This window comes from Streptomyces sp. KR80 (assembly GCF_052245555.1).
Taxonomy (GTDB): Bacteria; Actinomycetota; Actinomycetes; order Streptomycetales; family Streptomycetaceae; genus Streptomyces.
Window position 1 is genome coordinate 206,866 of the sequence record NZ_JBQQCD010000002.1, and the last position, 22,180, is coordinate 229,045.

The 22,180-nt window shown below is 71.2% G+C and carries 14 protein-coding genes; 7 read left to right on the plus strand and 7 right to left on the minus strand.

Annotated features, from left to right (window positions below; all coding sequences use genetic code 11):
* Positions 1–74: 74 nt before the first annotated feature.
* Positions 75–1,046, minus strand: coding sequence for a LuxR C-terminal-related transcriptional regulator (locus ACTWQI_RS03925; protein ID WP_443267445.1), 972 nt, complete (start codon positions 1,044–1,046; stop codon positions 75–77).
* A complete protein-coding gene (locus tag ACTWQI_RS03930) occupies positions 1,043–2,080 on the minus strand; it encodes a LuxR C-terminal-related transcriptional regulator (protein ID WP_443267446.1) in 1,038 nt (345 codons plus the stop codon). The genes ACTWQI_RS03925 and ACTWQI_RS03930 overlap by 4 nt, the downstream gene beginning before the upstream one ends.
* A 3-nt stretch (positions 2,081–2,083) precedes the next feature.
* On the opposite strand from ACTWQI_RS03930, the gene ACTWQI_RS03935 reads away from it, so the two are divergent.
* Both ACTWQI_RS03935 and ACTWQI_RS03940 read left to right on the plus strand, forming a co-directional pair.
* A complete protein-coding gene (locus ACTWQI_RS03935; protein WP_443267448.1) occupies positions 2,084–5,410 on the plus strand; it encodes a S8 family serine peptidase in 3,327 nt (1,108 codons plus the stop codon).
* A 215-nt stretch (positions 5,411–5,625) separates the two neighbouring features.
* Entirely contained in the window at positions 5,626–6,909 is a 1,284-nt protein-coding gene (locus ACTWQI_RS03940; protein ID WP_443267450.1) for an ABC transporter substrate-binding protein, read from the plus strand.
* A 13-nt stretch (positions 6,910–6,922) separates the two neighbouring features.
* Here the strand turns inward: ACTWQI_RS03940 and ACTWQI_RS03945 are convergent, their stop codons facing one another.
* Together ACTWQI_RS03945 and ACTWQI_RS03950 are read right to left on the minus strand one after the other, a co-directional pair.
* Positions 6,923–8,356, minus strand: coding sequence for a GH1 family beta-glucosidase (locus ACTWQI_RS03945; RefSeq protein ID WP_443267452.1), 1,434 nt, complete (start codon positions 8,354–8,356; stop codon positions 6,923–6,925).
* A gap of 24 nt (positions 8,357–8,380) precedes the next feature.
* Positions 8,381–8,941, minus strand: coding sequence for an ATP-binding protein (locus ACTWQI_RS03950; protein ID WP_443267454.1), 561 nt, complete (start codon positions 8,939–8,941; stop codon positions 8,381–8,383).
* Between the two features lie 492 nt (positions 8,942–9,433).
* Here ACTWQI_RS03950 and ACTWQI_RS03955 point away from each other — a divergent pair, with 492 nt between their 5' ends.
* The 3 genes from ACTWQI_RS03955 (at position 9,434) to ACTWQI_RS03965 (ending at position 14,215) form a co-directional block, all read left to right on the plus strand.
* Positions 9,434–12,235, plus strand: a complete 2,802-nt coding sequence (locus tag ACTWQI_RS03955) for a helix-turn-helix transcriptional regulator (RefSeq protein ID WP_443267456.1) — start codon at positions 9,434–9,436, stop codon at positions 12,233–12,235.
* Positions 12,236–12,419: 184 nt separating this feature from the next.
* Positions 12,420–13,400, plus strand: a complete 981-nt coding sequence (locus ACTWQI_RS03960; RefSeq protein ID WP_443267457.1) for a carbohydrate ABC transporter permease — start codon at positions 12,420–12,422, stop codon at positions 13,398–13,400.
* Positions 13,400–14,215: a carbohydrate ABC transporter permease gene (locus ACTWQI_RS03965; RefSeq protein ID WP_443267460.1), complete on the plus strand. Its 816-nt coding sequence runs from the start codon at positions 13,400–13,402 to the stop codon at positions 14,213–14,215. Before ACTWQI_RS03960 ends, ACTWQI_RS03965 begins: the two co-directional genes overlap by 1 nt.
* Before the next feature lie 39 nt (positions 14,216–14,254).
* Here ACTWQI_RS03965 and ACTWQI_RS03970 read toward each other — a convergent pair whose 3' ends face one another.
* On the minus strand, positions 14,255–14,671 hold the full coding sequence (locus ACTWQI_RS03970) for an ATP-binding protein (RefSeq protein WP_443267462.1): 417 nt from the start codon (positions 14,669–14,671) through the stop codon (positions 14,255–14,257).
* A gap of 470 nt (positions 14,672–15,141) precedes the next feature.
* Between ACTWQI_RS03970 and ACTWQI_RS03975 the strand changes: the two genes are divergently transcribed.
* Positions 15,142–18,015 (plus strand): helix-turn-helix transcriptional regulator, encoded by a 2,874-nt coding sequence (locus tag ACTWQI_RS03975; RefSeq protein WP_443267464.1) that lies wholly within the window; start codon positions 15,142–15,144, stop codon positions 18,013–18,015.
* A 49-nt stretch (positions 18,016–18,064) separates the two neighbouring features.
* Here the strand turns inward: ACTWQI_RS03975 and ACTWQI_RS03980 are convergent, their stop codons facing one another.
* Both ACTWQI_RS03980 and rpe read right to left on the minus strand, forming a co-directional pair.
* On the minus strand, positions 18,065–19,051 hold the full coding sequence (locus ACTWQI_RS03980) for a sugar-binding transcriptional regulator (protein WP_443267908.1): 987 nt from the start codon (positions 19,049–19,051) through the stop codon (positions 18,065–18,067).
* A 158-nt stretch (positions 19,052–19,209) separates the two neighbouring features.
* Complete coding sequence (gene rpe, locus ACTWQI_RS03985; RefSeq protein ID WP_443267466.1) at positions 19,210–19,896, minus strand: ribulose-phosphate 3-epimerase; 687 nt, start codon at positions 19,894–19,896, stop codon at positions 19,210–19,212.
* Between the two features lie 131 nt (positions 19,897–20,027).
* On the opposite strand from rpe, the gene ACTWQI_RS03990 reads away from it, so the two are divergent.
* Entirely contained in the window at positions 20,028–22,175 is a 2,148-nt protein-coding gene (locus ACTWQI_RS03990; RefSeq protein ID WP_443267468.1) for an MMPL family transporter, read from the plus strand.
* Positions 22,176–22,180 lie beyond the last annotated feature (5 nt).

The following is a 22,180-nucleotide window of genomic DNA, read 5'->3' on the forward strand; positions in this document are numbered from 1 at the left end:
ATGTTGGCAGCGTCTCAGTTCGGCATCGGCAAGGTCGTGCCGCTCCCGGTCCCCTGCGGGTGACGGTGGGTGGCCTACGCCTCGGACAGCCACCCATCCCTGACGGCTTTCGCACCTGCGGCGAAGCGGGTCCGCACGCCGAGTACGGCCAGGATGTTCGACGTATGGCGGCGCACGGTCCGCACACTGACGCCCAGCTTTCTGGCGATCGCGGCGTCCTTGTGCCCACAGGCCTGCAGTTGGAGGATTTCGAGCTCGAGCGAGGTCAGTCGCAACGCAGGTGGTCGTGATCCCAAAGGTGCCGCCTTGTCCCACACCAGCTCGAACCACTGCCGCAGCAGTACGACCAGCGGGCGCGATCGCACCAGAAGTGCCCGTCGACGGCTGTCGGCGTCCAACGGCACCAGCGCGGCGTCGTCATCGGCGATGCGCAGACTGGTCAGCCAGCGCGAGGAGATCCGCTGTTCCTCGCCGGCTTCCCGGCCCAGCCGCAGGAGTTCCCGGCCGAGGTCGCTGTCCAGGCATGTGCCGGAGTACACGGCCCGGTGCCTCACCCCTGGGGCCACGGCCGGTTCGAGCGGGAGCTCGATGTGCCGGAGGCCAGAGCTGTGCATGGATACGGAGAGCTCCAGCGCTTCCTGGCGGGCACTGTGCATCAGTTCCTTGGCGGTGCGCCCGATGACCTCCCGGTCGGTGAGTATCTCCACGGCTGCCCCTGCGAGCCGCTCACCCGACTGAATCCGGGCGAATTCCCGTTGCAGCCCGATGATGTCGTTCAAGGCCGCACCCAGCAGCTCATGCCGTCGCGCGATCTCGTGTTGAACGGACCCCAGCAACCGCTCGCAGGCGACCTCCGGCCGCACCGCCAGCACCGCACCGGGGAAGCAGGGACTGCGGTAGCTCAGTCCGATGTCGTCCAGCTCGGCGAGTTCGGGGTCGTCCGGGGACACCGCGCCCGGCTCGCTGCCGAGCTGCACCGGCCCTTCCGCCACCAGCCGCCGGTACAGCGCGATGGCCTGCTGTGACAGCAGGCTGTCCGGGCTCACGGCAGCCACCCCCGACGCGCCACCTCGGCGCCCGTGGCGAGCCGGGTGCGCGTCCCGAGCGTGGACATGATCGCCGCGATGTGAGCCCGAACGGTGCGGACACTCTTTCCCGTTGCCGCGGCGACCTCGGCGTCGTCCATCCCGGTTGCCATGAGCTGGAGAACCTGCCATCGGGCCGGGGTCAACGCGGCCGGTGTCTCATGGCCGTCGGCCGGAACGGCCCGCTCCCAGGCCAGCTCGAAAAGCTCTCGCAGGGCGGTCGCCAACCACGAGGACCGAATCAACAGGGCCCCCTCACCCCTCCCGGCGACCAGCGCCGCGCGGCCGTCAGCTATGCGTAGAAACGCCGGCACCGACGTGACGGCCCGGATCTTCGGCTTCGGATCCAGAGGCAGCTGCACGCCGTGCGGTCCCAGCACCCGGTGCCCCGGCGCCGCTCCGGAGACCTGGACGAACGAGGCGGTCCAGGGATCTGCCAGCCTCATCGAGGGGACCAGATCGAGCAGTTCCTCAAGGGCGGTCGCGTGCAGTTCTGTTGCGGCGTGGTGAACGCCGGCTTCGAGGAGCACGCTGACGACGTCCTCGCCCGCGCCCTGATGCCCAGGGCAGCCCGCCTGGTCACGGAGGACTTGGAGGTCGGCGAAGGCGGACCGGACAGCCTGCTGCCGCTGCGTGATCCACCGGTACTCGTCGGCCAGTACGCGCCCGAGGACGTCTATGGGCGCCATCGCCTGCAGCCGGCCGCCGGCCTTCGACGCCACCCCCGACCGCATCAAGCGCTCCGCTACGGGATCGTCCTCGTCGAGATCCCTCCCTCCGGTTTCCACCAATCGGCGATACAGGACGGCTACACCGTCCGGAAGTAAGTCGTCCAACACGTCGTCCCCCGACTCGGAACCGATGTGCAGCAAGTGGTCAGTGTCCTCAATTGCCCTTGCCTGGTGAGCAATCACTTCAACAGTCTGAAGCCAACTCATTTGTCTGGACCAGTGCGCGCGCGCCATTGACGGATCGTCAGAGAGGACGCCATGCACGCGATGAGACAAGCAGTGGCCGGGGCGGCGGCGCTCGCCCTGGCCCTGGGCCTGACGAGCTCAGGCCCGGCGCAGGCGACGAACCAGCCTGCGGGCCCACCGAAACGACCAATCGCCACCAGCGAACTCACTCTGGTCACCGGTGACCGGGTGCAGGTGAGCACACTGCCCGACGGCACCTCCACCTACGGGGTTCGTCCCGCGAAGGGCCGCGAGGACGTCGGGTTCTTCCACGGCACCCGGAAGACCGGCGGCGGCGCGGAGCACCTGATCGTCCCGACCGACGCGGCACCGCTGCTGGCCAAGGGCCGCCTGGACAAGGACCTGTTCAACGTCACCAAACTGCACCGGGACGGCTTCACCAACCAGCGCAGTCTGCCGCTGATCCTGACCTACGACGGCGACGTGGACGCCGTCTCGCAGCCGCTCGTGGGTACCGAGCGCACCCGGAAACTGCGCAGCATCAACGGTCTCGCGGTGGCCGGGAACACCAACCGGATCGGACAGTTCTGGAAGTCCCTGACCACCGGCGGCCTGCAACCCAACTCCGGGGCAAAGCTCGAGAAGGTCTGGCTGGACCAGGTCTACCGTCCGGTGCTGGACGAGAGCGCGGCTCAGGTGGGCGCGCCCGAGGCCTGGAAGGCCGGCTTCACCGGCAAGGACGTGGTGATCGCCGACATCGACACCGGCTACGACCCCGCCCACCCCGACCTGGCCGACCGGGTCGTGGAGGCCGTCGACTTCACCAAGGAGGGCGGCAACGCGATCGACGACCACGGGCACGGGACGCACACCGCGGGCACCATTGCCGGCACCGGCGCCGCCTCCGCCGGGAAGTACCAGGGCATCGCCCCCGACGCCAAGCTGCTCATCGGCAAGGTCTGCGACAAGAACGGCGAATGCTCGGAGAGCGCGGTCATCGCCGCGATGGAGTGGGCCGCGAACAAGGGGGCCAAGGCCGCCAACCTGAGCCTGGGCGGCGAGGCCAGCGACGGCACCGACCCGATCGACCAGGCGCTGAACAAGCTCACCGAGACCAAGGGCACCCTGTTCGTCTGCGCGGCGGGCAACGACGGCGTCTCGGTCGCCTCACCGGGCGCTGCCGACAAGGCCCTGACCGTGGGCAGCGTCAACAAGCAGGACGCGCTCAGCAAGTTCTCCGGCCGGGGTCCCCGCAAGGGCGACAGGGCGATCAAGCCCGACCTGGTCGCCCCCGGCGAGGAGATCGCCGCCGCCCGGGCCAAGGGCACGTCCATGGGGAAGCCAGTCGACGACTCCTACACCCGCGCGTCCGGCACCTCCATGTCCACCCCGCACGTCACCGGCGCGGTGGCCGTCCTGGCCCAAAAGCACCCCGACTGGAGTGCGGACGAGCTCAAGGCAGCCCTCATGGGCGGTGCCGCCCAGCTCCCCAACCTGACCGTCCACGAACAGGGCAGCGGACGCCTCGAGCTGCGCAAACTGCTGGACAAGCCAGTACACGCCACCACCCACAGTCTCAGCTTCGGCCAGTTCACCGACCCCCCGAACCAGAAGCCGGTGACCGCCAAGGTCAACTACCGCAACACCAGCGACACCGACGTCACCCTCGACCTGGCCCTGGCCAACAGCGGACCGGCCGCCCCCGACGGCCTGTTCACCCTCGGCGCGCAGCAGCTCACCGTACCGGCCAAGGGCAACGCCGCGGTTACCGTCACCGCCACCCCCTCCCACCTGGTACCGGGCGACCACGGCGCGATCCTCACCGCCACCGCCGGCGACCACGTGGTACGCACCCCCATGGCCGCCTCAGCGGAGAAGTCGCCCAACCTGACGGTGAAGGGCATCGACCCGCACGGTAACCCGTCGCTCGGCGGTCTGGCCTTCGCGGTCAACACCGAAACCGGTTGGGCTGACTTCATAGGCATCGGCTCCGACGGCAAGACCGTGGACGCCGGCACCTACGACATCACCGCTCTGCTCGTCTCTCGCGGGCCGGACGGGAAGGGGCGGACCGAGTCCACCGCTGTGAGCAAGTTGGCAGTGCCGGTCTCCAAGGAGGGCACCGAGATAACCCTCGACGGCCGGGGAGCCGAGCCGGTGACGGCACGGGTCGACCGGCCCGGCGCCAGCATCCGGCACGCGGCGATCGCCATCGACCGCGCAACGACACCCGGAGATGGGATCGGGATCGAGTGGCTCGGTTCCTTCGCCCTGGCCTACGCGGTACCCATCGATGAGCCGACCCCCAAACACCGGTGGTCCTTCCGGCCTGTCGTCGAGGGCAAGGCCGCCGACGGCAGACCATACCGATATCACCTGGGCTACTGGAGGCCCAGCGCATTGCCCGAACCCACGACCTTCTACACTCCGGACCGCGAACTGGCGCGGTTCGACACCACGTATTCCGCACAGGGAATGACCGGCACCACGGGACTCGAGGGCAACAACGGCAAACACCCCGACTGGCCCGACCAGGTCATATACGCGTACTACGACATGGACGTGCCCAGCGAGCGCATCGAGTACTTCACGGCGGAACCGGTGAACTGGTGGCGGTTGCGGGTCCTGTTCGGTCCGGACGGCGGCGGCACCGACGCGGTCGTAACCGCGCGCGAGTCTGCCGGCGTCACCCGCACCAGTTACCACCGGCCACCGGTCGGCCCGGCCTGGGGCGATGGCTCGAGGTGGCCGGGAATCACCAGGACCGGCAACGAGCTCCAGCTCGGCATCCAGCCCTATGCGCCACAGGACGGCAAGCGGTACTGGATCCACTACGGTACCGGCAGCGAAGGTAAGACGACGCTGTCCAAGGACGGCACGGTCATCGGCACCGACAACACGGTCGGGTGGAGCACCTTCACCTTGCCCGAGGAGAAGGGCACGTACACCCTGACCACCTCCGGGACCCGCGACGACGCTGGGTACTCCAACCTCCACACCACCACCACCGCCGAGTGGACCTTCGAATCGGCGGCGACCACGGAGGCCACCCGACTCCCGCTGTCCCTGCTCCGGCTGGCGATCGGCAAGGACAGGGACGGTCGGGATCCGCAGAACGAGCTGGGCCAGCTACGGGCCGGCAGCCGCCACGCGCTGAACATCACTGCCGACCACCAACTCGGCTCCACCGGCGCCAGCACACGGGATGTGTCGCTGGAGGTCTCGTACGACGAGGGCAAGACCTGGAAGCCGGTACGGGTGGTCTGGATCCCGGATCTGCAGCGGGGCGCCGCGGCGATCGCCGAACCGGACACCCCCGGATTCGTCTCGCTCCGCTCCAAGGCCACCAACGCCGACGGCAGCACGGTGACCCAAACCATCAACCGCGCCTACGAGCTCATCAAGTAGGCCCGACCTGAACAAGGTGGGGGACGAGGTACTCCTCGTCCCCCACCTTCCGTTTGCCCGGTCCTTCCGCTCCCCTGCCGCGATGGGAAGCCACCGGGGCGACCGGACTCCCACCGCTCGCAGCACGGCCACATCGCCGACGCACGCGAGCCGGTGTCGATCACCTCGGAGTAAAGTGCGCATAACGCGCTTTCCGGACGAGGGGACGAGAGACGATGCCCAGGCGCCACCGCTCTCTGCACGCCGCTGGAGCCGTGGTGCTCGCCGGAGTGCTGGTCGTGAGCTGCGCGGACGGCGACGACACCGCACCGGGCGGGAAGACCAAGATCACCATCGGCCTCTTCGGTGACTTCGGCTACCGCGACCTGTTCGCCGCGTACGAGAAGCAGCACCCGGACATCGACATCGTCGAGCGGGTCACCTCCTTCGAGGACCACCACGCCTCCCTCACCGCCCACCTCGCCACCGGGAGCGGCGCCAGCGACGTCGAGGCCATCGAGACCGGCTTCATCGCCCGGTTCAAGGCGCGGCCCCAGCACTTCGTCAACTTCCTCGACCACGGCCTGGCCGACCGGCGGGGCCAGTGGCTGCCCTGGAAGTGGGACCAGTCCCTCTCCGCCGACGGAAAGACCCAAATCGGCCTGGGCACCGACGTCGGAGGACTCGCCATGTGCTACCGCACCGATCTGTTCAAGGCCGCGGGACTGCCCACCGACCGGAACGCCGTCGGCAAGCTCTGGCCCGACTGGGACGCCTTCTTCGAGGCCGGAGAGCGCTACACCGAGAACGCCCCCTCCGGCACGAGCTGGTTCGACGGTTCCGGCAACGTGTTCAACGCGCTGATCGGTCAGGCCCGCGAGGGGTTCTACAACGCCTCCGACGAGGTCGTGGTCGCGTCCAACCCCGTCGTGAAGCAGGCCTGGGACGAGGTCACCGCGGCCGTGGAGGACGGCCAGTCCGCCGAGCTGGCCCCGTTCACCAGCGACTGGAACGTGGCCCTCCAGCAGGGCCGGTTCGCCACCATCACCTGCCCCGCGTGGATGCTCACGCAGATCGAGCAGCAGGCGAAGTCAACGGCGGGAAAGTGGGATGTGGCCACCGTGCCCGGCGCCGCCGGCAACTGGGGCGGCTCGTTCCTCACCGTCCCCCGTCAGGGCAAGCACATCGACGAGGCCGTCGCCCTGGCGAGCTGGCTCACCGCCCCCGAACAGCAGGCCGCCGTCTTCAAGAAGACCGGCATCCTGCCGTCGCAGCCGAAGCTCTACAAAGACCCCTCCATCACCGGCCAGACCAAGCCGTTCTTCAACAACGCCCCCGTCGGCCGGATCTTCACCGACTCCGCCCTCCGGTTGCAGCCGCAGCCCCAGGGGCCCGCGACCGGCGAGATCCAGCTGATCATCGGCCGGGGCCTGACCCGGGTGGAGCAGGGCCGGCAGAGTCCGGACGACTCATGGCGGCAAGTGCTCACTGAGGTCGACCGCGCGGCGCGGTCCGACTGATCCGGGGGCACGGTCAGCAGCACGGCACGGCGTTGGCCGCGATCACATCGCGGTACCACAGGCCGCTGTCCTTGGGCGAGCGCAGCTGGCTCGCGAAGTCGACCTGGACGAGGCCGAATCGCTTGGCGTAGCCGAAGGTCCACTCGAAGTTGTCGAGGAGCGACCAGACGAAGTAGCCGCGCAGGTCCACCCCGGCGGCGATCGCGGCGTGCGCCATGGCCAGGTGGTCGTGCAGGAAGAAGGCCCGCTCCGGGTCGCGCACCCGGCCCGTGGCATCGACCGTGTCGTCGTACGCGGCACCGTTCTCGCTGATGAACAGGGGGATCGGCGGGTAGTCCGTGTGCAGCCGCCGCAGGATGTCGAAGAGCCCTCGCGGCGAGACCGCCCAGCCCATGGCGGTCACGGGAAGCCCTTCCGGCACCCGGAACGCCACGGCCTCCGCGCCCGGCCAGGGGCTCGGCGCGCTCGACGGTGCCGCGGCGGTCACCGTGGTGGGGGCGTAGTAGTTGACGCCGAGCAGATCGAGAGGCGAGGCGATCACCTTCGCGTCCTCGCCGCGTACGAAGTTCCAGTCGGTGAGATGACGGGTGTCGATCTGGACGTCCACCGGATACCGGCCGAGCAGCAGCGGCTCGACGAACAGGCGGTTGAGCAGACCGTCGATCCTGCGGGCCGCGTCATGGTCGGCCTCGCGGTCCGTCACGGCGGTCACCGGCGACAGGTTCAGGACGGCCGAGATGCGGGCCGTGTCGCCGACCGCCGAGCGCAGCGCCTGCACCGCGAAACCGTGGCCGAGCAGCAGATGGTGCGCGCAGCGCAGGGCCAGCGCCGGGTCGGTGAGTCCCGGTGCGTGCTCGCCCGCTGCGTACCCGAGGAAGGCCGAGCACCAGGGTTCGTTCACGGTCGTCCAGGCCGCGACCCGGTCGCCCAGCCTGCTGCCGACCGCCTCGGCGTAGTCGGCGAAGCGCGCGGCCGTGTCGCGAGCGCCCCAGCCGCCCCGGTCCTGCAGGGCTTGCGGGAGGTCCCAGTGGTAGAGGGTCAGCACGGGGGCGATGCCACAGCGCAGCAGCGCGTCGACCAGCCGCTCGTAGAAGTCGAGTCCGCTCGGGTTCACCGGCCCCTGCCCGTCCGGCTGGATGCGCGGCCAGGAGGTGGAGAACCGGTACGCGCCGAGGCCGAGCCGCCGCATCAGCTCCACGTCGTCGGCGTAACGGTGGTAGTGATCGGCCGCGATCTCGCCGGTGTCCCCGCCCTGCACGATGCCCGGCCTCGCACAGAAGGTGTCCCAGATGGACGGACCGCGCCCGTCCTCCGCTGCGGCCCCCTCGACCTGATACGCGGAGGTGCCCGCGCCCCACAGGAAGCGCTCGGGAAAGGCCAGCCGCTTGCACGGTCCGCTGGTGGTGGCGCAGTCCGCCGCCGGTGTGCTCACGTCGTCACCCCTCATGTGTCGGATGGGCTGTGGCCGGGGTCAGGCAGCGCTCCCTGCCACACTCGGGGCCAGGTCCTCCCACCGCACCGCGGCCCACCCGCCGGTCCACGGCAGTCGTGGTGGCGGGACGTCGGCCGGGACCTCGACCCATACGGTCTTCCCGCCGGTCCCGTGCCACTCGATCGTGATCGCACCTCCAAGCTCCGCGACGAGGTGGTCCGCGATCGCCATGCCTCGGCCGCCCTCGGCGTCCCTGGGAGCGTATTGCGCCTCGGGCGCACCAGGGTGCTCGTCGCCGATGCCGAACCCCAGCGCACCGTCCGGATGGACTTCGATGCTCACGGTGATGGGCGCGGTGAGGCCGCCCGCGTGGCGTACGGCGTTGGTGATCAGCTCGGAGGCGACCAGCTCCATGGCGGCGAGGGCATCGCAGCCCGGAGGCAGACCCCAGTTGGCAAGGGCGTCCCGCACCGCGTGGCGCACCGCCGGGACGACCGCCTCGCACCCACGAACGGAGACGCTGTACCGGCGTCCGTGATGGCCGGGCAGCGCGGTGGCAGCAGAGATGAGCCGTTCTGCCTGGTCGCTGGTGTCGCACATGGGGCTCCGTCTCCTTGCCACGTCCCGGGCGGGCCGGACCTGGACCCGGGACATCTCCCACGGTGCCTCCTTCCGCCGGTGAAGACATCGGCCTCTCCGCCGGTCTGCCGGTGCTCGGAGCACGCTCCCGGGGCGGGTACGACCGCCTCCCGCGCAGAAACATCGGCCACCGTGCAGCGGAGCCACGTCAGGCACCCGCTGCAACGGCAAAGAGGCCGGCGCAACCCGCCTTCCCTCTCCCCCGTCCCCGACCGCCGGTCCGGAACCTCCGAACGGGAACGGGAACGGGAACGGGACGAAAGGAGGCGTTATGGGCAAGCGGGATATCATTGACCAGGTCATGGGCCGGGAACGGGTCCCACACCCGACGGGCCTTCCCCGCGGTGATCACCGCCTTCGACCGCTGCCGCATCGCACCGCTGATCGACGTGAGAGGCGCTGATGGGCCTGCTGCCTCCGTCAGATGTCGTGCTTCCTCCGTCGGACGTGTTCGTGGGGCGCGAACCCGAAGTGGGTCGGCTGAGGGAGCTGCTGCGCGGCGTCGCGGCCGGCCGCGGCCGGGCGGTATGGGTCGAGGGCGAGCCGGGGATCGGTAAGTCGTCGCTGGTGGCCACGGGCCTGGCGGACGCGGACGAGCTGGGGTGCCGGAGCGCGTGGGCGACCGCCGACGAACTCAGCCAGCGCTCCCCGCTGCGCGTGCTGCTGGACTGCCTGGATGTCGATCATCGGGCCCCCGACCACAGACGCGCGGCGATCGCCGAGGTGCTGCTCAGAACGCCGACGACGGCCGTGGTCGGCGTGACCCATCCGGTACTTCTCGCCATGGAGGGACTGGTCGCGCTCGTCGAGGAGCTGGCCGGCGCCGAGCCACTGATCATGGTGATCGACGACATGCAGTGGGCGGACGAGGCCAGCCTGTACGCCTGGCACCGCCTGGTGCAGCTGGTGGAACAGCTACCGCTGCTGCTGGTCGCCGTCTCCCGCCCCGTGCCGCAGCGCGAGGAGGTCGAAGAGCTCAGGCGCAGCGTACTGGCGCGGGACGGAACGCTGCTCACCGTCCCACCGCTGACCGAGGCCGAGGTCGCCGAGCTGACCGAACGGCTCGCCCCTGCCCCCGGAGGCAAGGAGCTGCAGCGGCTCGCCGCGAATGCGGCGGGGAACCCGCTGTACGTACGGGAGCTGGTGCACGCGTTCTTCTCCGCGGAGCAGTCGCCGGCCGGGGCCGCCGGCCAGGCTGCCGTGCCCGGTGCCCCCGCCTCGCTGGCCGCGTTGATCACCCGCCATCTCGGCTTCTTCCCTCCCGAGTCGCTCGAAGTGCTGGGTGTGGCCTCCCTGCTGGGGCCGGAGTTCGCCGTGACGGATCTTGCCGAGGTCCTGGAACGGCAGCCGTCCGGGCTCCTGGCCGATCTGCGCAATGCCCTGGCCGCGGGCGTCGTGGTCGAGTCGGGGCCGCGGCTGGCGTTCCGGCACCCGCTGATCCGCCAGGCGCTCCGCGAGAGCCTGCCGTCGGCGCTGCGCGGCGCCTGGCACCGCCGGGCTGCCGAGGTGCTGGCGACGAGCGGGGCCGCGATCGAGCGCACGGCCGAGCAGTTGCTCGCGGCCTCGCCGCTGGCCGACGCATGGGTGATCTCCTGGCTGGCCGACCACGCCATCACGCTGACCTACCACGAACCGGCGGTCGCGGCAGAGCTGCTGGAGCGGGTGGTGGACCACGCGGGCGGGGAGCGGGAGGGAGAGATCCTCGCCGCTCTGGCGAAGGCGGCCTTCCGGCTGGGCCGCGACGGGGACGGCGAGACGTACGCGCGGCGGATGCTCGAGCGCGTCCGGGACCCGGACCGGGCCGCGGAGATGCGCTGGGTGCTGGCCGGAGGCCTGTTCAGCGCCGGACGTGACGAGCCGGCGTTCATGGTTGCCCGCCAAGCCCTCCGGCACGACCCGCCCGCGGTGTGGCGGGCGCGCCTGCAGGGGCTGCTCGCCATGTTCCTGCGGGCGAGCGATCTCGAGGCGGCGGAGACCGAGGCACGCAGCGCGCTGGCCGGCGCGGAGGCCGCCGGGGACCGCTTCGGAACCGGCTACGCGCTCTCCGTGCTGTGGCTGGTCGACTCCGTACGGCGGGACCACAACGGCGCATTGGCATCGGCCGACCGGGCACTGGAGGTCCTGCGCGACGAACCGGGGTTCGGGGAACTGCGCTGGTCGGCGCTGGACAACCGGATCTTCACGCTGCACAACCTCGACCGGCTGCGCGAGGCCGAGGCCACGCTGCGGGCCGCCGTGGCCGAGGCGGAGCACGGCGGGGACCCCGGCCGGGCCACGCTGCACATCGGCGCCGGTGTGCACTACTTCTGGGTCGGGCGGTGGGACGACGCGCAGGCGGCGCTCGACTCGGTGGACACCGAGGGACCGGAGGCCACGTACTACGGCCTCCGGGAGCACGGCCCGCTGCTGCTCTACCACGGGGTCCATGCGCTGATCGCCGGGCACCGCGACGACCGGGCGAGTGCACACCGGCACCTGGAGGCCGTCGACGCCCATGCCTTCGGGACGCTGGCCGCCTGGGAGAACACCGATTTCCTGATCGCAGCGCGGGCGCTCGACGCGGAGCGCGACGGCGACACCGAAGGCGCCCGGGACCTGCTCGCCACGCTCCTCGACGTCAGGCCGGGGCAGATGACGCTGGTCCACCAGTGGATGCCCGATCTGGTCCGGCTCGCACTCGCGCTCGGCGACGAGGAGACGGCCCGTGCGGCGCTCGCCGTCTGCGAGGCGGAGGCGGCCCGCGAGTCCGTCCCCGCCCGTGCCGCCTCGGCGGTGGACAGGTGCCGGGGGCTGCTGGCCTCCGACCCGGACGCGCTGTTGCGGACCGCGGAGCACTATCGCGCCGTGGGCCGGACGTTCGAGCTGGCCCAGTGCCTCGAGGACGCCGCGTATCTGCTGGGGCTGGGCGGCAGGACGGCTGCCGCCCGGGCGGCGTTCGGCGAAGCCACGGAGGTGTACGCGGGCCTGGGCGCGGAGTGGGACGTCCGCCGGGCCAGCACGCGGCTGCGCCCGTACGGCATCCGCCGCGGGGTCCGCGGTTCGCGTCGACGGCCCTCCCAGGGCTGGGATGCGCTCACCCCCACGGAATTGAAGGTCGCTCACCTGGTCGCCGAGGGCAAATCCAACCCCGACATCGCCGCCGACCTGTTCCTGTCGCGCCGTACGGTTCAGACCCATGTCTCGCACATCCTCAAGAAGCTCGGGGTCCGTTCTCGTACCGAGATCGCCACGAACGCGCTGCAGCACGCGGGATAGGGAGAACGGCCTTCCGCCGGGCGTGGCCGGGCGCGTTGTGACAGTTCGTCAAGGTTTGCGCGGATAAAGTACGGCGACAGCGCTCTGCGGCTGCGGAGGTGGAGCATGGCGTCTTTCACTCGGCCCGCCGGCGGTCGCCGGAGCCCGGACGCCGTGCGGAAGGGTTTCCCGCCGGATCCCGAGCATGGCGCCCGGTGAGCCGGAGCGGCCGGGGACGCGGTTGCGGGCGGAGTCCCGCCGGGCCGGGCGCCGGGTCGACACCGGGTCTCTCGCGCCGTACGCGTACGTCCTGCCGTTCTTCCTGCTGTTCACCGTGTTCGGCCTGTTCCCCACAGCGGCGATGGCGTATGTCTCGCTGACCGACTGGAACCTGCTCGATGCCCCCACCGCGGGGCTGGGCGGCGGGGAGCGCTGGGTCGGCCTGGACAACTACCTGCGCCTCGTACGGGACCCGTTCTTCTGGAACGCGCTCGGCAACAGTACGAGCCTGCTGGTGCTGACCACCGTTCCCCAGCTCACCGCGGCGCTCGTCATCGCTCAGCTGCTCGACTGGACGCTGCGGGGCCGCACCCTGCTCGGGATGGGCGTGCTGCTCCCGTACTTCACCTCCGTCGTGGCGGTCACCCTGGTCTTCACGGTGTTGTTCAGCCGTGACTTCGGGGTGATCAACGAGTTCCTGCGGCTGCTGGGCGCCGGACGCGTCAACTGGCAGGCGGACCGGCTGTCCTCGCATCTCGCGGTCTCGACGATCGTCAACTGGCGGTGGACGGGGTTCAACGCGATGATCTACCTCGCCGCCATCCAGGCCATCCCGCGCGACCTCTACGACGCCGCGGACATCGACGGAGCCGGACGATGGCGGCGGTTCCAGCACATCACCGTCCCGATGCTGCGGCCCACCATCATCTTCACGGTGATCGTCTCCACGATCGGCAACCTCCAGCTCTTCACCGAGCCGCTGCTCTTCGACACCAGCTCCCCGGGCGGCGCGACCGGCGGCTCGAACCGGCAGTTCCAGACGCTCGCTCTGTACCTCTACGAAGAGGGGTTCCGGTCGTTCGAGTTCGGCTATGCCTCGGCGATCGCGGGGACGCTCTTCCTGCTCACCGCTGTCGCCGTGCTCGTCAACTTCCTGATCGTCCGGCGGATCCGGGCGGCCGACTGATGCGCCGCACCGCCAGCTGGACGACCTACGGCGCGCTCCTCGCCGTCGGGCTCGGCTCGGCGTTTCCGCTGTGCTGGTCGTTCCTGCTCGCCACGCAGGACAACGAGGACATCGGGCGCACGCCCCCGACGCTCGTGCCGGGCGGCCAGCTGTGGAGCAATGTGCACAGGGTCTTCGGGCAGGTCGAGTTCGCCAAGGCCATCGTCAACTCACTGGTCGTCTCCGGCTCCGTCACCGTGTCCGTGGTGGTCTCCTCGACCCTGGCGGGTTTCGCCTTCGCGAAGCTGCGCTTCCGTGGTCGTCGGACCCTCATGCTCGTGGTGGTCGCGACCATGCTCATCCCGACCCAACTGGGCATCGTCCCGCTGTACATCCTGATGTCCGAGCTGGGGTGGACGGGCCGGCTCCAGGCCGTCATCGTGCCCATGATGGTGACGGCGTTCGGCGTCTTCTTCATGCGGCAGTACCTCAGCCGGGCGGTGTCCGACGAGCTGCTGGAGGCGGCGCGGATCGACGGGTGCTCCACGACGGCGACGGTGCGTCATGTGGTGGTTCCGGCGGCCCGGCCCGCGGCGGCCGTGCTCGGCCTGTTCACGTTCGTCCAGGCCTGGAACGACTTCCTCTGGCCCCTGGTGGTGCTGACCCCGGAGGACCCCACTGTGCCGGTGGCGCTCTCCTCGCTGGCCAGTGGCTACGTCGAGGACTACTCGTTGGTGCTGGCCGGCACGGCGCTGGGCACACTGCCGACCCTTGTCGTCTTCGCACTGCTCGGACGGCAGATCGTCGGGGAGTTCATGCGCGGGGTGCTGAAGTGACGCGGTCGCTCGGCCTTCCGTATCCGGCCCGCCGGGGGATCAGCCGAAGGCTGCGGGCAGATGGATCCAGACGGTCTTGGTGGCGTCGGCGTTGCGCTGGGTGGTGATCAGCCCGCCCAGCTCGAGCAGGAGGGTGCGGATCAGGGCGAGGCCGCGGCCGTAGGTGTCCTCGGGGGCCACCTGGCGAACGCGCGGACGGTCGTGGTGGTGGTCGGTGACGCCGATCCTGAGGTGGCGGCGGCTGTCCGCCTGGACGGTGACGGCGATGTGCGGAGTGATATGGGCCGTGTGCTGTACGGCGTTGGTGACGAGCTCGGAGACGGCCACGCGGAGGACGTGGGCCAGCTCGCTCTCCTGCGACAGGCCCCACCCGGTGAGGATCTCCGCGACGGTGCGGCGCGCGGCGGGCACCCCGGCGGGCGTGGCGGGGACGGTGAACCGGTTGTCCAGCGTCATGGTGACGGCGTGGCCTGATGAGGGGGATGTCGCAGGCCCTTCGCGTTCGCGGGAGGCGCCGACGATCTGACGGTTCGCAGCTCGGGCGAGCTGGCGGGGAGCGGCCGACGCTGCGCGGGGCGGGTCCGGATCTGGGGCATGGTGGTCACTTCCTGGTGAGGTGGTCACTTCCTGGTGAGGTGGTCACTTCCTGGCGGGACGGTCTGGTCCATGCGATGTGTCTCCACGGTCCACGGTGCGGCCGCCCGGCACCGAAGACATCCGCCATGCCGCTGCAGCGTTGTGTACCGTTCGTTGCGAGATGCACCGCTTTGGAACCGCCACGGAGGCACCGGCGGACCGAGACAGAGCGCCCCGGGGACGTCGCACCGCCTGGACCGGGCGGCGACAGCTCTTCGATCGCTCCCACCGGCGCCCGGGCGGGAACGGCACGGGCCCTCCCCCGACCGGGAGAGCCGCGGGAGGCCATCGTGAGCGCTGACCTGCAGGAGAGGCCACCGCCGGTCGACCTCATCGGCCGGGCCGGCGAGGTGGCGCGGCTCCTGGAACTGGTCGCGGCAACCGCCTCGGGCCGCGGAGCGGTGGTCGTGGTCGAGGGAGAGCCGGGGATCGGCAAGACGGCGCTGCTGGATGTGCTGGTGACCGAGTGCGAGGGCGTGGGCCTGCGGGTGCTCCGCGGTGCGGGCACCGAGCTGGAGCAGAAGATCCCGTTCCAGACGATCCTCTCGTGCCTGGCCTCCGGGACCGGGGCGCACCGTCCGGACGTCTCCGCCGTCATGGCGCGGGTGCGGGACGCGCGCGGCGAGGGCGCGTCGGACTGGGAGTTCTCGGTCACCGAAGTGGTCATCCAGGTCCTGGACCAGTGGTGCGCCCAGGGGCCGGGGGCCCTCGTGGTCGACGATCTGCACTGGGCCGACCCCGCGACCCTGCTGGTCCTCCACCGCCTGCAGCGCGCGCTCGGCACGCTCCCCCTGCTGATCGCCCTGGCGATCCAGCCGCTTCCGTCCCGGGGCGACGCGGCCGCGCTGCTGCGGGTGCTGAAGGCACGCGGTGCCGACACGCTCAAGCCGGCGCCCCTCGGTGATCGGGACGTCGCGCTCCTGGCCGAGCGGCTGCGGGGGGCGCGACCGCCGGGTGCGCTGCTCGCCGGCCTGTCGGCGACGGCGGGCAATCCGCTGTACGTGCACGAGATGGTCGCCGCGTACGAGCAGCGCGGCGCCTCAGGCGCCTTCACGGCCATGGGCGCGCCTCCGGCCACGGACCCCGCCCGCCGCCTCGCCCCGGTCGGCGGTACGGCGCTGCCGGACTCGCTGACCGCCACCGTCCTGGCGGGGTTGAAGCCGCTGCCGCGCCGGACGAGGGATGTCCTGGAGGTGGCCGCGGTGCTCGGCCCGCGGGTGTACGTGCACGAGCTGGCCTCGGTGCTCGGCGTGTCCGTGAGGGAGCTGTGGGAGGCCTTGAGCGAGGCGGTCGAAGTCGGGCTGCTGCGGAGCGTGGACGACCGTCTGGCGTTCCGGCACGACCTCGTGCGCCAGGGGCTCGCCGGAAGCGTTCCCGAGGCGGTGCGTACCGCCCTCCAGGTGCAGGCGTGGCAGACTCTCGCGGCCTCGGGGGCTCCGGTGGAACGGGCCGCCGAGTACCTGGTGCCCGCGGACTCCTATGTGACCGCCCGCGTGGTGGACTGGCTGGTCCGGGACGTGGACCGGCTGGTGGCCCGAGCACCGGCCATGGCCGTCGAGCTGCTGGAACGCTCCCTGCCGACCCTGGACCCCGACGACCCACGGGCCGAGCCACTGCGGCGGCAGCTGGCGCGTGCCCTGCTGCGCGCCGGGGAACCGGCCGCCGCGGAGCGGACGGCCGCTCAGGCGCTCACAGCGGGGGACGTCGGCCCGGCGGCCGAGGGGGAGCTGCGCTGGCTGGTGGCGCAGAGCGTGTTCCAGCAGGGCCGGGTGGCGGAGTCCGTTGCCGTGGCCGAAACCGCGCTAGCCTCTCCCGGCATCCGCGGTGCCCAGGCGGCACGCTTTCAGGCGCTCGCCGCTCAGGGGCACTACCTGCTCGGCCGTCTGGACACCTGCGAGGAGGCCGCCCGGCGCACCGTGGCAGCGGGCGAGAGCAGCGGAGATGCCTATACGACCGCGTTCGGCCTGTGCCTGCTGGCGAGCCTGCGCCTCGCGGCGCTGCGCATGGTGGAGGCCCTCGAGCTGGTCGACCGGTCCCTCACCGTACTGGGCGGCCAGGAGATCAGGCCCGATCTGCAGATGGCCCCGCACTTCGTGCGTGGGCTGGTGCTGATGAACCTGGAGCGCGGCCCCGAGGCGCACCAGGAGCTCGACGCCGGCCTGCACGACTGCGAGCGCGGCGGCAACATCTTCCTGACCTGGTATCACCTCGGTAAGGCCTCCCTCTGGTACTACGAGGGCCGCTGGGACGATGCCCTGGCGGAAATCCAGGCCGGTCTGGAGATCTTCGACCGGCTCGGCCTCAGCCAAGGGCTGCAGAGCCAGGCCGCGTTGATCGCCGTGCACCGCGGGGACAGCCGCAGCTACGCGGATCTCGTCCAGCGGCAGGACGACACGCCGAGCGGCCAGAACCTGGAGTTCCTGCGGCGCTGGGCGCGGGCGCTGACCTGGGAGGCGAACGGTGCCCCCGACCGCGCGCTGGACCTGCTCTTCGAGTCCTGGACGCACGGCGTACGGGCCATGTCGCAGGCGTACCTGTACAAGCTCTGCCCGGACATCGCCCGGCTGGCGGCGATGGCGGGCGACACCGAGCGGCTGCGGCTCGTCGGTGACGCACTCGAGGAGCTGGCGGCCACGAAGACGGTGCTCAGCGTGCGCGCGACGGCCCTGTTGTGCCGGGGCGCGTATGACCACGCACCCGAGGTGCTGGTGACGGCGGCCGAGACGTACCACCACGCCGGGCAGCGACTCTACGCGGGGTACGCCCGGGAGCAGGAGGCAGTGGTCCTCGCCGGTCTCGGCAGGGGCGAGGAGGCCCGGACGGCGCTGAACGCCGCGCTCGACCTGTACGGCGGTCTGGGGGCGGTGTGGGACGCGCGGCGTGCGGAGACCCGGCTGGCCGCGGCAGGCGTGAGCCCGGGGCGGCGGTCCCGGCGCTCGCCGGTCACCGGGTGGGACGCGCTGACCGGTACAGAGCGCGAGATCGTCGCGTTCGTCGCCCAGGGGTGCTCGAACCCCGACATCGGAGCGCGGATGTTCCTCTCCCACCGCACGGTCCAGTCGCATCTGTCGAACATCTTCAGCAAGCTGGGCGTCGCCTCGCGCGTCGAGCTCGCCGTCGTCGCCCACCAGCGCGGGGCCGAGGGGCCGGAATCACCGGACTGAATCCGTACCGTCCGGTGTGGTGCGTCCTGGACGTCCGGCCGAACTCCGGCTAGACGTCCGGGTCCGCGCGGTCGAGGGCCGGGCGCAGACCGGGGCTGGACTCGTACAGCAGGTAGTCCGCTGCCGCGGTGTCCGTGACCAGGCTGGTGACCAGGCCCGAGCGGAGGACGGCGCCGATCGCGGCGGCCTTGCGGTGACCGCCCGCGATCGCCACGACCTCCGGAATCCTGCGCAGCCGGTCCGCCTCGACGGTGATGCAGCGCTCCCCCAGGTCGCGGCCGATGCGGCGGCCGTCCGCGTCGAAGAGGTGCGCGGACATCTCGGCCGCGGCACCCAGCGAGGCGTAGTGCTGCCGCTCCTCCTCGGTGAGCATGTCGTACACGGTGGAGATGCCCGCGGCCCAGGAGCCGATGGACACACAGGCGACGGTGACCTTGTCGAAGTACTCGAAGGCCCGGGCGATGCCGGTCTGGCCGCGCAGTGCGTCCGCGGTGGCCGTGTCGGGCAGCAGCATCGGGGCGTAGATGGGGTGGGCCTCACCGCCGGCGACCTGGGCGGCGCGGCGTACCGCCTCGACCGAGCCGCGCTCGGCGGTGCCCGCGTCGTACACGCCCGTCAGCTGGACCACCGTGCAGGGCGGCAGCCGGTCGAGGGCCGCGGCCATGTGGATGGTGGACCGGCCCCAGGCCAGCCCCAGCACATCCCCCTCGGTGACCAGCTCGCCGAGCAGCTCCGCGGCGACCTCGCCGAGATTCTCCGGATCGGCCGTATCGGCCTCGGCGTCGGCCGGGGACTCGACGACGACCGCGTGGCGCAGGCCGTAGCGGGCGCGCAGCGCGTCGGAGCGCTCCGCGTCGAGCTCGGCCGGGACCCGGATCTCGATCCGTACGAGGTCGCGCTCGAGCGCCGTCTCCAGCACCCGGGCGACCTTGAAGCGGCTGACGCCGAACTCCTCGGCGATCTGGATCTTGGACTTGCCCTCGAGGTAGAAGCGGCGGGCCATGGCCGCCGCCTGCACCAGCTCAGCGGGTCCCATCCGCGTGGCTGATCGGCCCGTCGACACCGCGATCTCCTCACTGCTGCAATTGCCGGCTCTCCCCCACCACCCGCCGGGTGGAGGGCGCCCCTGCTCATCCTGTCAGAAGCGGCGGTTGTCGATCAGCCCTTGGGCCCGGCAGTTCACCGAGCCGACGCTCAGTGGTCGCACGCCCAGGCGGCCGTGGCGATACGTTCCTCCGCCCGGGTCCGCAGGGCGGCCACGGCGGCGGCCGGGTCGTTCGCGCCGTAGACCGCCGATCCGGCGACAAAGACGTCGGCGCCGGCCTCGGCACACTGCTCGATGGTCGCCGCCGACACCCCGCCGTCCACCTGCAGCCAGACCTCCAGCCCGTGCTTGGCGATCAGCTCACGGGTGCGGCGGATCTTCGGCAGCATGATGTCGAGGAACGCCTGCCCCCCGAAACCGGGCTCCACCGTCATGATCAGCACCATGTCGAGCTCGGGCAGCAGATCCTCGTACGGCTCAATCGGAGTAGCGGGCTTGAGCGCCATCGAGGCGCGGGCGCCCTTCGCCCGGAGCTCGCGGGCCAGCCGTACGGGAGCGGCGGCGGCCTCGACATGGAAGGTGACCGAGGAGGCCCCGGCCTCCACGTACGCGGGTGCCCAGCGGTCCGGGTCCTCGATCATCAGATGGCAGTCCAGCGGGGTGCCGGTCGCCCGGGCGAGCGACTCGACCACGGGCACGCCGAGGGTCAGGTTCGGGACGAAGTGGTTGTCCATGACATCGACATGGAGCCAGTCGGCTCCCTCGACGGCCCTCGCCTCCTCCGCCAGGCGAGAGAAGTCGGCGGAGAGGATACTGGGGCTGATCTGAACGGCCATGGTCCAAGCCTGCCATGGCCCGCGACCCACGACGGACGCGGTACTGCCGCACATCGGACCAGTGCGGTCGAACCCGCCCCGGATCACATGTGGGCGCGGGGTTCCGGCCGCCCGCAGACGATTGGGGTGCTATGTCGGACGGACGACCGCAGGGCGTGGCATGGCTGGTCTGTGGCCGCCGGACCAAGTGGCTGGTCCTTCTGCTGTGGCTGATCGTCATCTTCGGCCTCGCCCCGTTGGCCCAGAAGCTCGACGACGCCCAGGACAACGACGCCATGTCCTGGCTCCCCGGGAGCGCGGAATCCACCCAGGTGCTGATGCTCTCCGAGGAGTTCCGGCCGGAGACCATGCCCGGTGTCGTGCTCTATGTCCGGGACAGCGGTCTCACGGCCGAGGACCGGAAGACGATCTCCGCGGACGCGGCGGAGCTGAGGCGGCTGAGCGAGAACGGGATCCGGGGCGACGAGACGCGGGCCCCGGTCTTCGACCGCCCGATCAACCCCCGTGCGGCGCAGATCCATGTGCCGATCACCGTCGACGAGGAGGGCTGGGAGCGCCTGACCCCGGCCGTCGACGCCATCAAGGGGAAAGTCGGCGGGGGCGGGGGCGGTCTGGCGGTGTACGTCACGGGCCCGGCCGGCACCAACGCCGACTTCGCAGCGGTCTACGAAGGCATCGACTCGACGCTGCTCCTGACCGCGCTCGGCGTCGTCGTCGTGGCGCTGCTCCTCACCTATCGCAGCCCCAGCCTCCTGCTGGTGCCGGTGATCTCGGCCGTCGCGTCCCTGCTGACCGCCCAGGCGATCATCTATCTGCTCGCCGTCCATGCCGATCTGACCGTGAACGGGCAGAGCGCCGGCATCCTCACCGTCCTCGTCTTCGGGGCCGGAACGGACTACGCCCTGTTGCTGGTCGCCCGTTACCGCGAGGAGCTGCGCCGGCACGAGGACCGTCATGAGGCGATGGCCCTGGCCCTGCACCGCGCGGGCCCCGCGGTCATCGCGAGCGGCTCCACGGTGTGCGCGGGCATGCTGGTCCTGCTGGTCGCCGAGATGAACTCCACCAGCGGGCTCGGCCCCGTCTGCGCCATCGGGGTGCTGATCGCGGTGCTCGCGATGCTGACGCTCTTCCCCGCCCTGCTGGTGATCGTCGGGCGCTGGATCTTCTGGCCGGTGATCCCGCACCACGGGTCGCCCGAGCCGGCCGAGCGGGGGTTCTGGGCCCGGCTGGGCCGCCGCATCTCCGGTCGGCCGCGGGCCGTCTGGGGGATCACCGCCGTGGCCCTGGCCGCGCTGTCCTTCGGCATTCTCGGGCTGCGCGCCGAAGGCATCAGCAACGCCGACGCCTTCACCGACAAGCAGGAGTCCATCACCGGTCAGGAGGTCTCCGCGAGGTACTTCCCGGCGGGCAGCGGCGACCCGCTGATGATCGTCGCGAATGCCCCGCAGGCCGAGGCGGTCGGACGGGCGGTGGCACGGACGCCGGGGGTCGTACCCCAGTCGATCATGGGTCCGCCAGGCGCGGCTCCCGTGCTCGAGGGCCGGGTCCTGCTCGAGGCGACCATGACCGCTCCGGCGGACAGCTCCGCGGCGAAGGACACGGTCGAGCGGGTACGGGACGTGGTGCACGCCGTTCCGGGCGCCGACGCGAAGGTGGGCGGCGGCACGGCCGCGCTGCTGGACGCCGATTCGGCCGCCATGCGCGACAACACGGTGGTGATCCCGCTGGTGCTGGTGGTCGTCCTGATCATCCTGGCGCTGTTGCTGCGTGCGCTGGTCGCGTCTCTGGTCCTGATCGCCACCGTGGTGCTCTCCTTCGCGGCCGCCCTCGGCATCAGCGCGCTCGCCTTCCGGTACCTGTTCGACTACGCGGGCGAGGACGCCGCCTTCCCACTGTTCGTCTTCGTCTTCCTGGTCGCCCTGGGCATCGACTACAACATCTTCCTGTCGACGCGGGTGCGCGAGGAGGCCCGTCGGCAGGGCACCCGGCCGGGAGCGCTCACCGCGCTCGCCGCCACAGGTGCAGTCATCACCTCGGCCGGTCTGGTCCTCGCGGGCACGTTCGCCGCCCTGGGCACCCTGCCGCTCGTGGCCTTCTCCGAGGTCGGCTTCGCCGTGGCGCTTGGCGTGCTGCTGGACACCTTCGTCGTACGGTCCGTGCTGGTCACCGCGCTGTTCCTGGACGTCGGGTCGGCTATGTGGTGGCCCCACGCACTCGCCCGCGAGGACGGCCCGACGCCTTCCGCACCGTCGCCCGTGCCGCAGGTCAGGAAGTCGTAATCCGC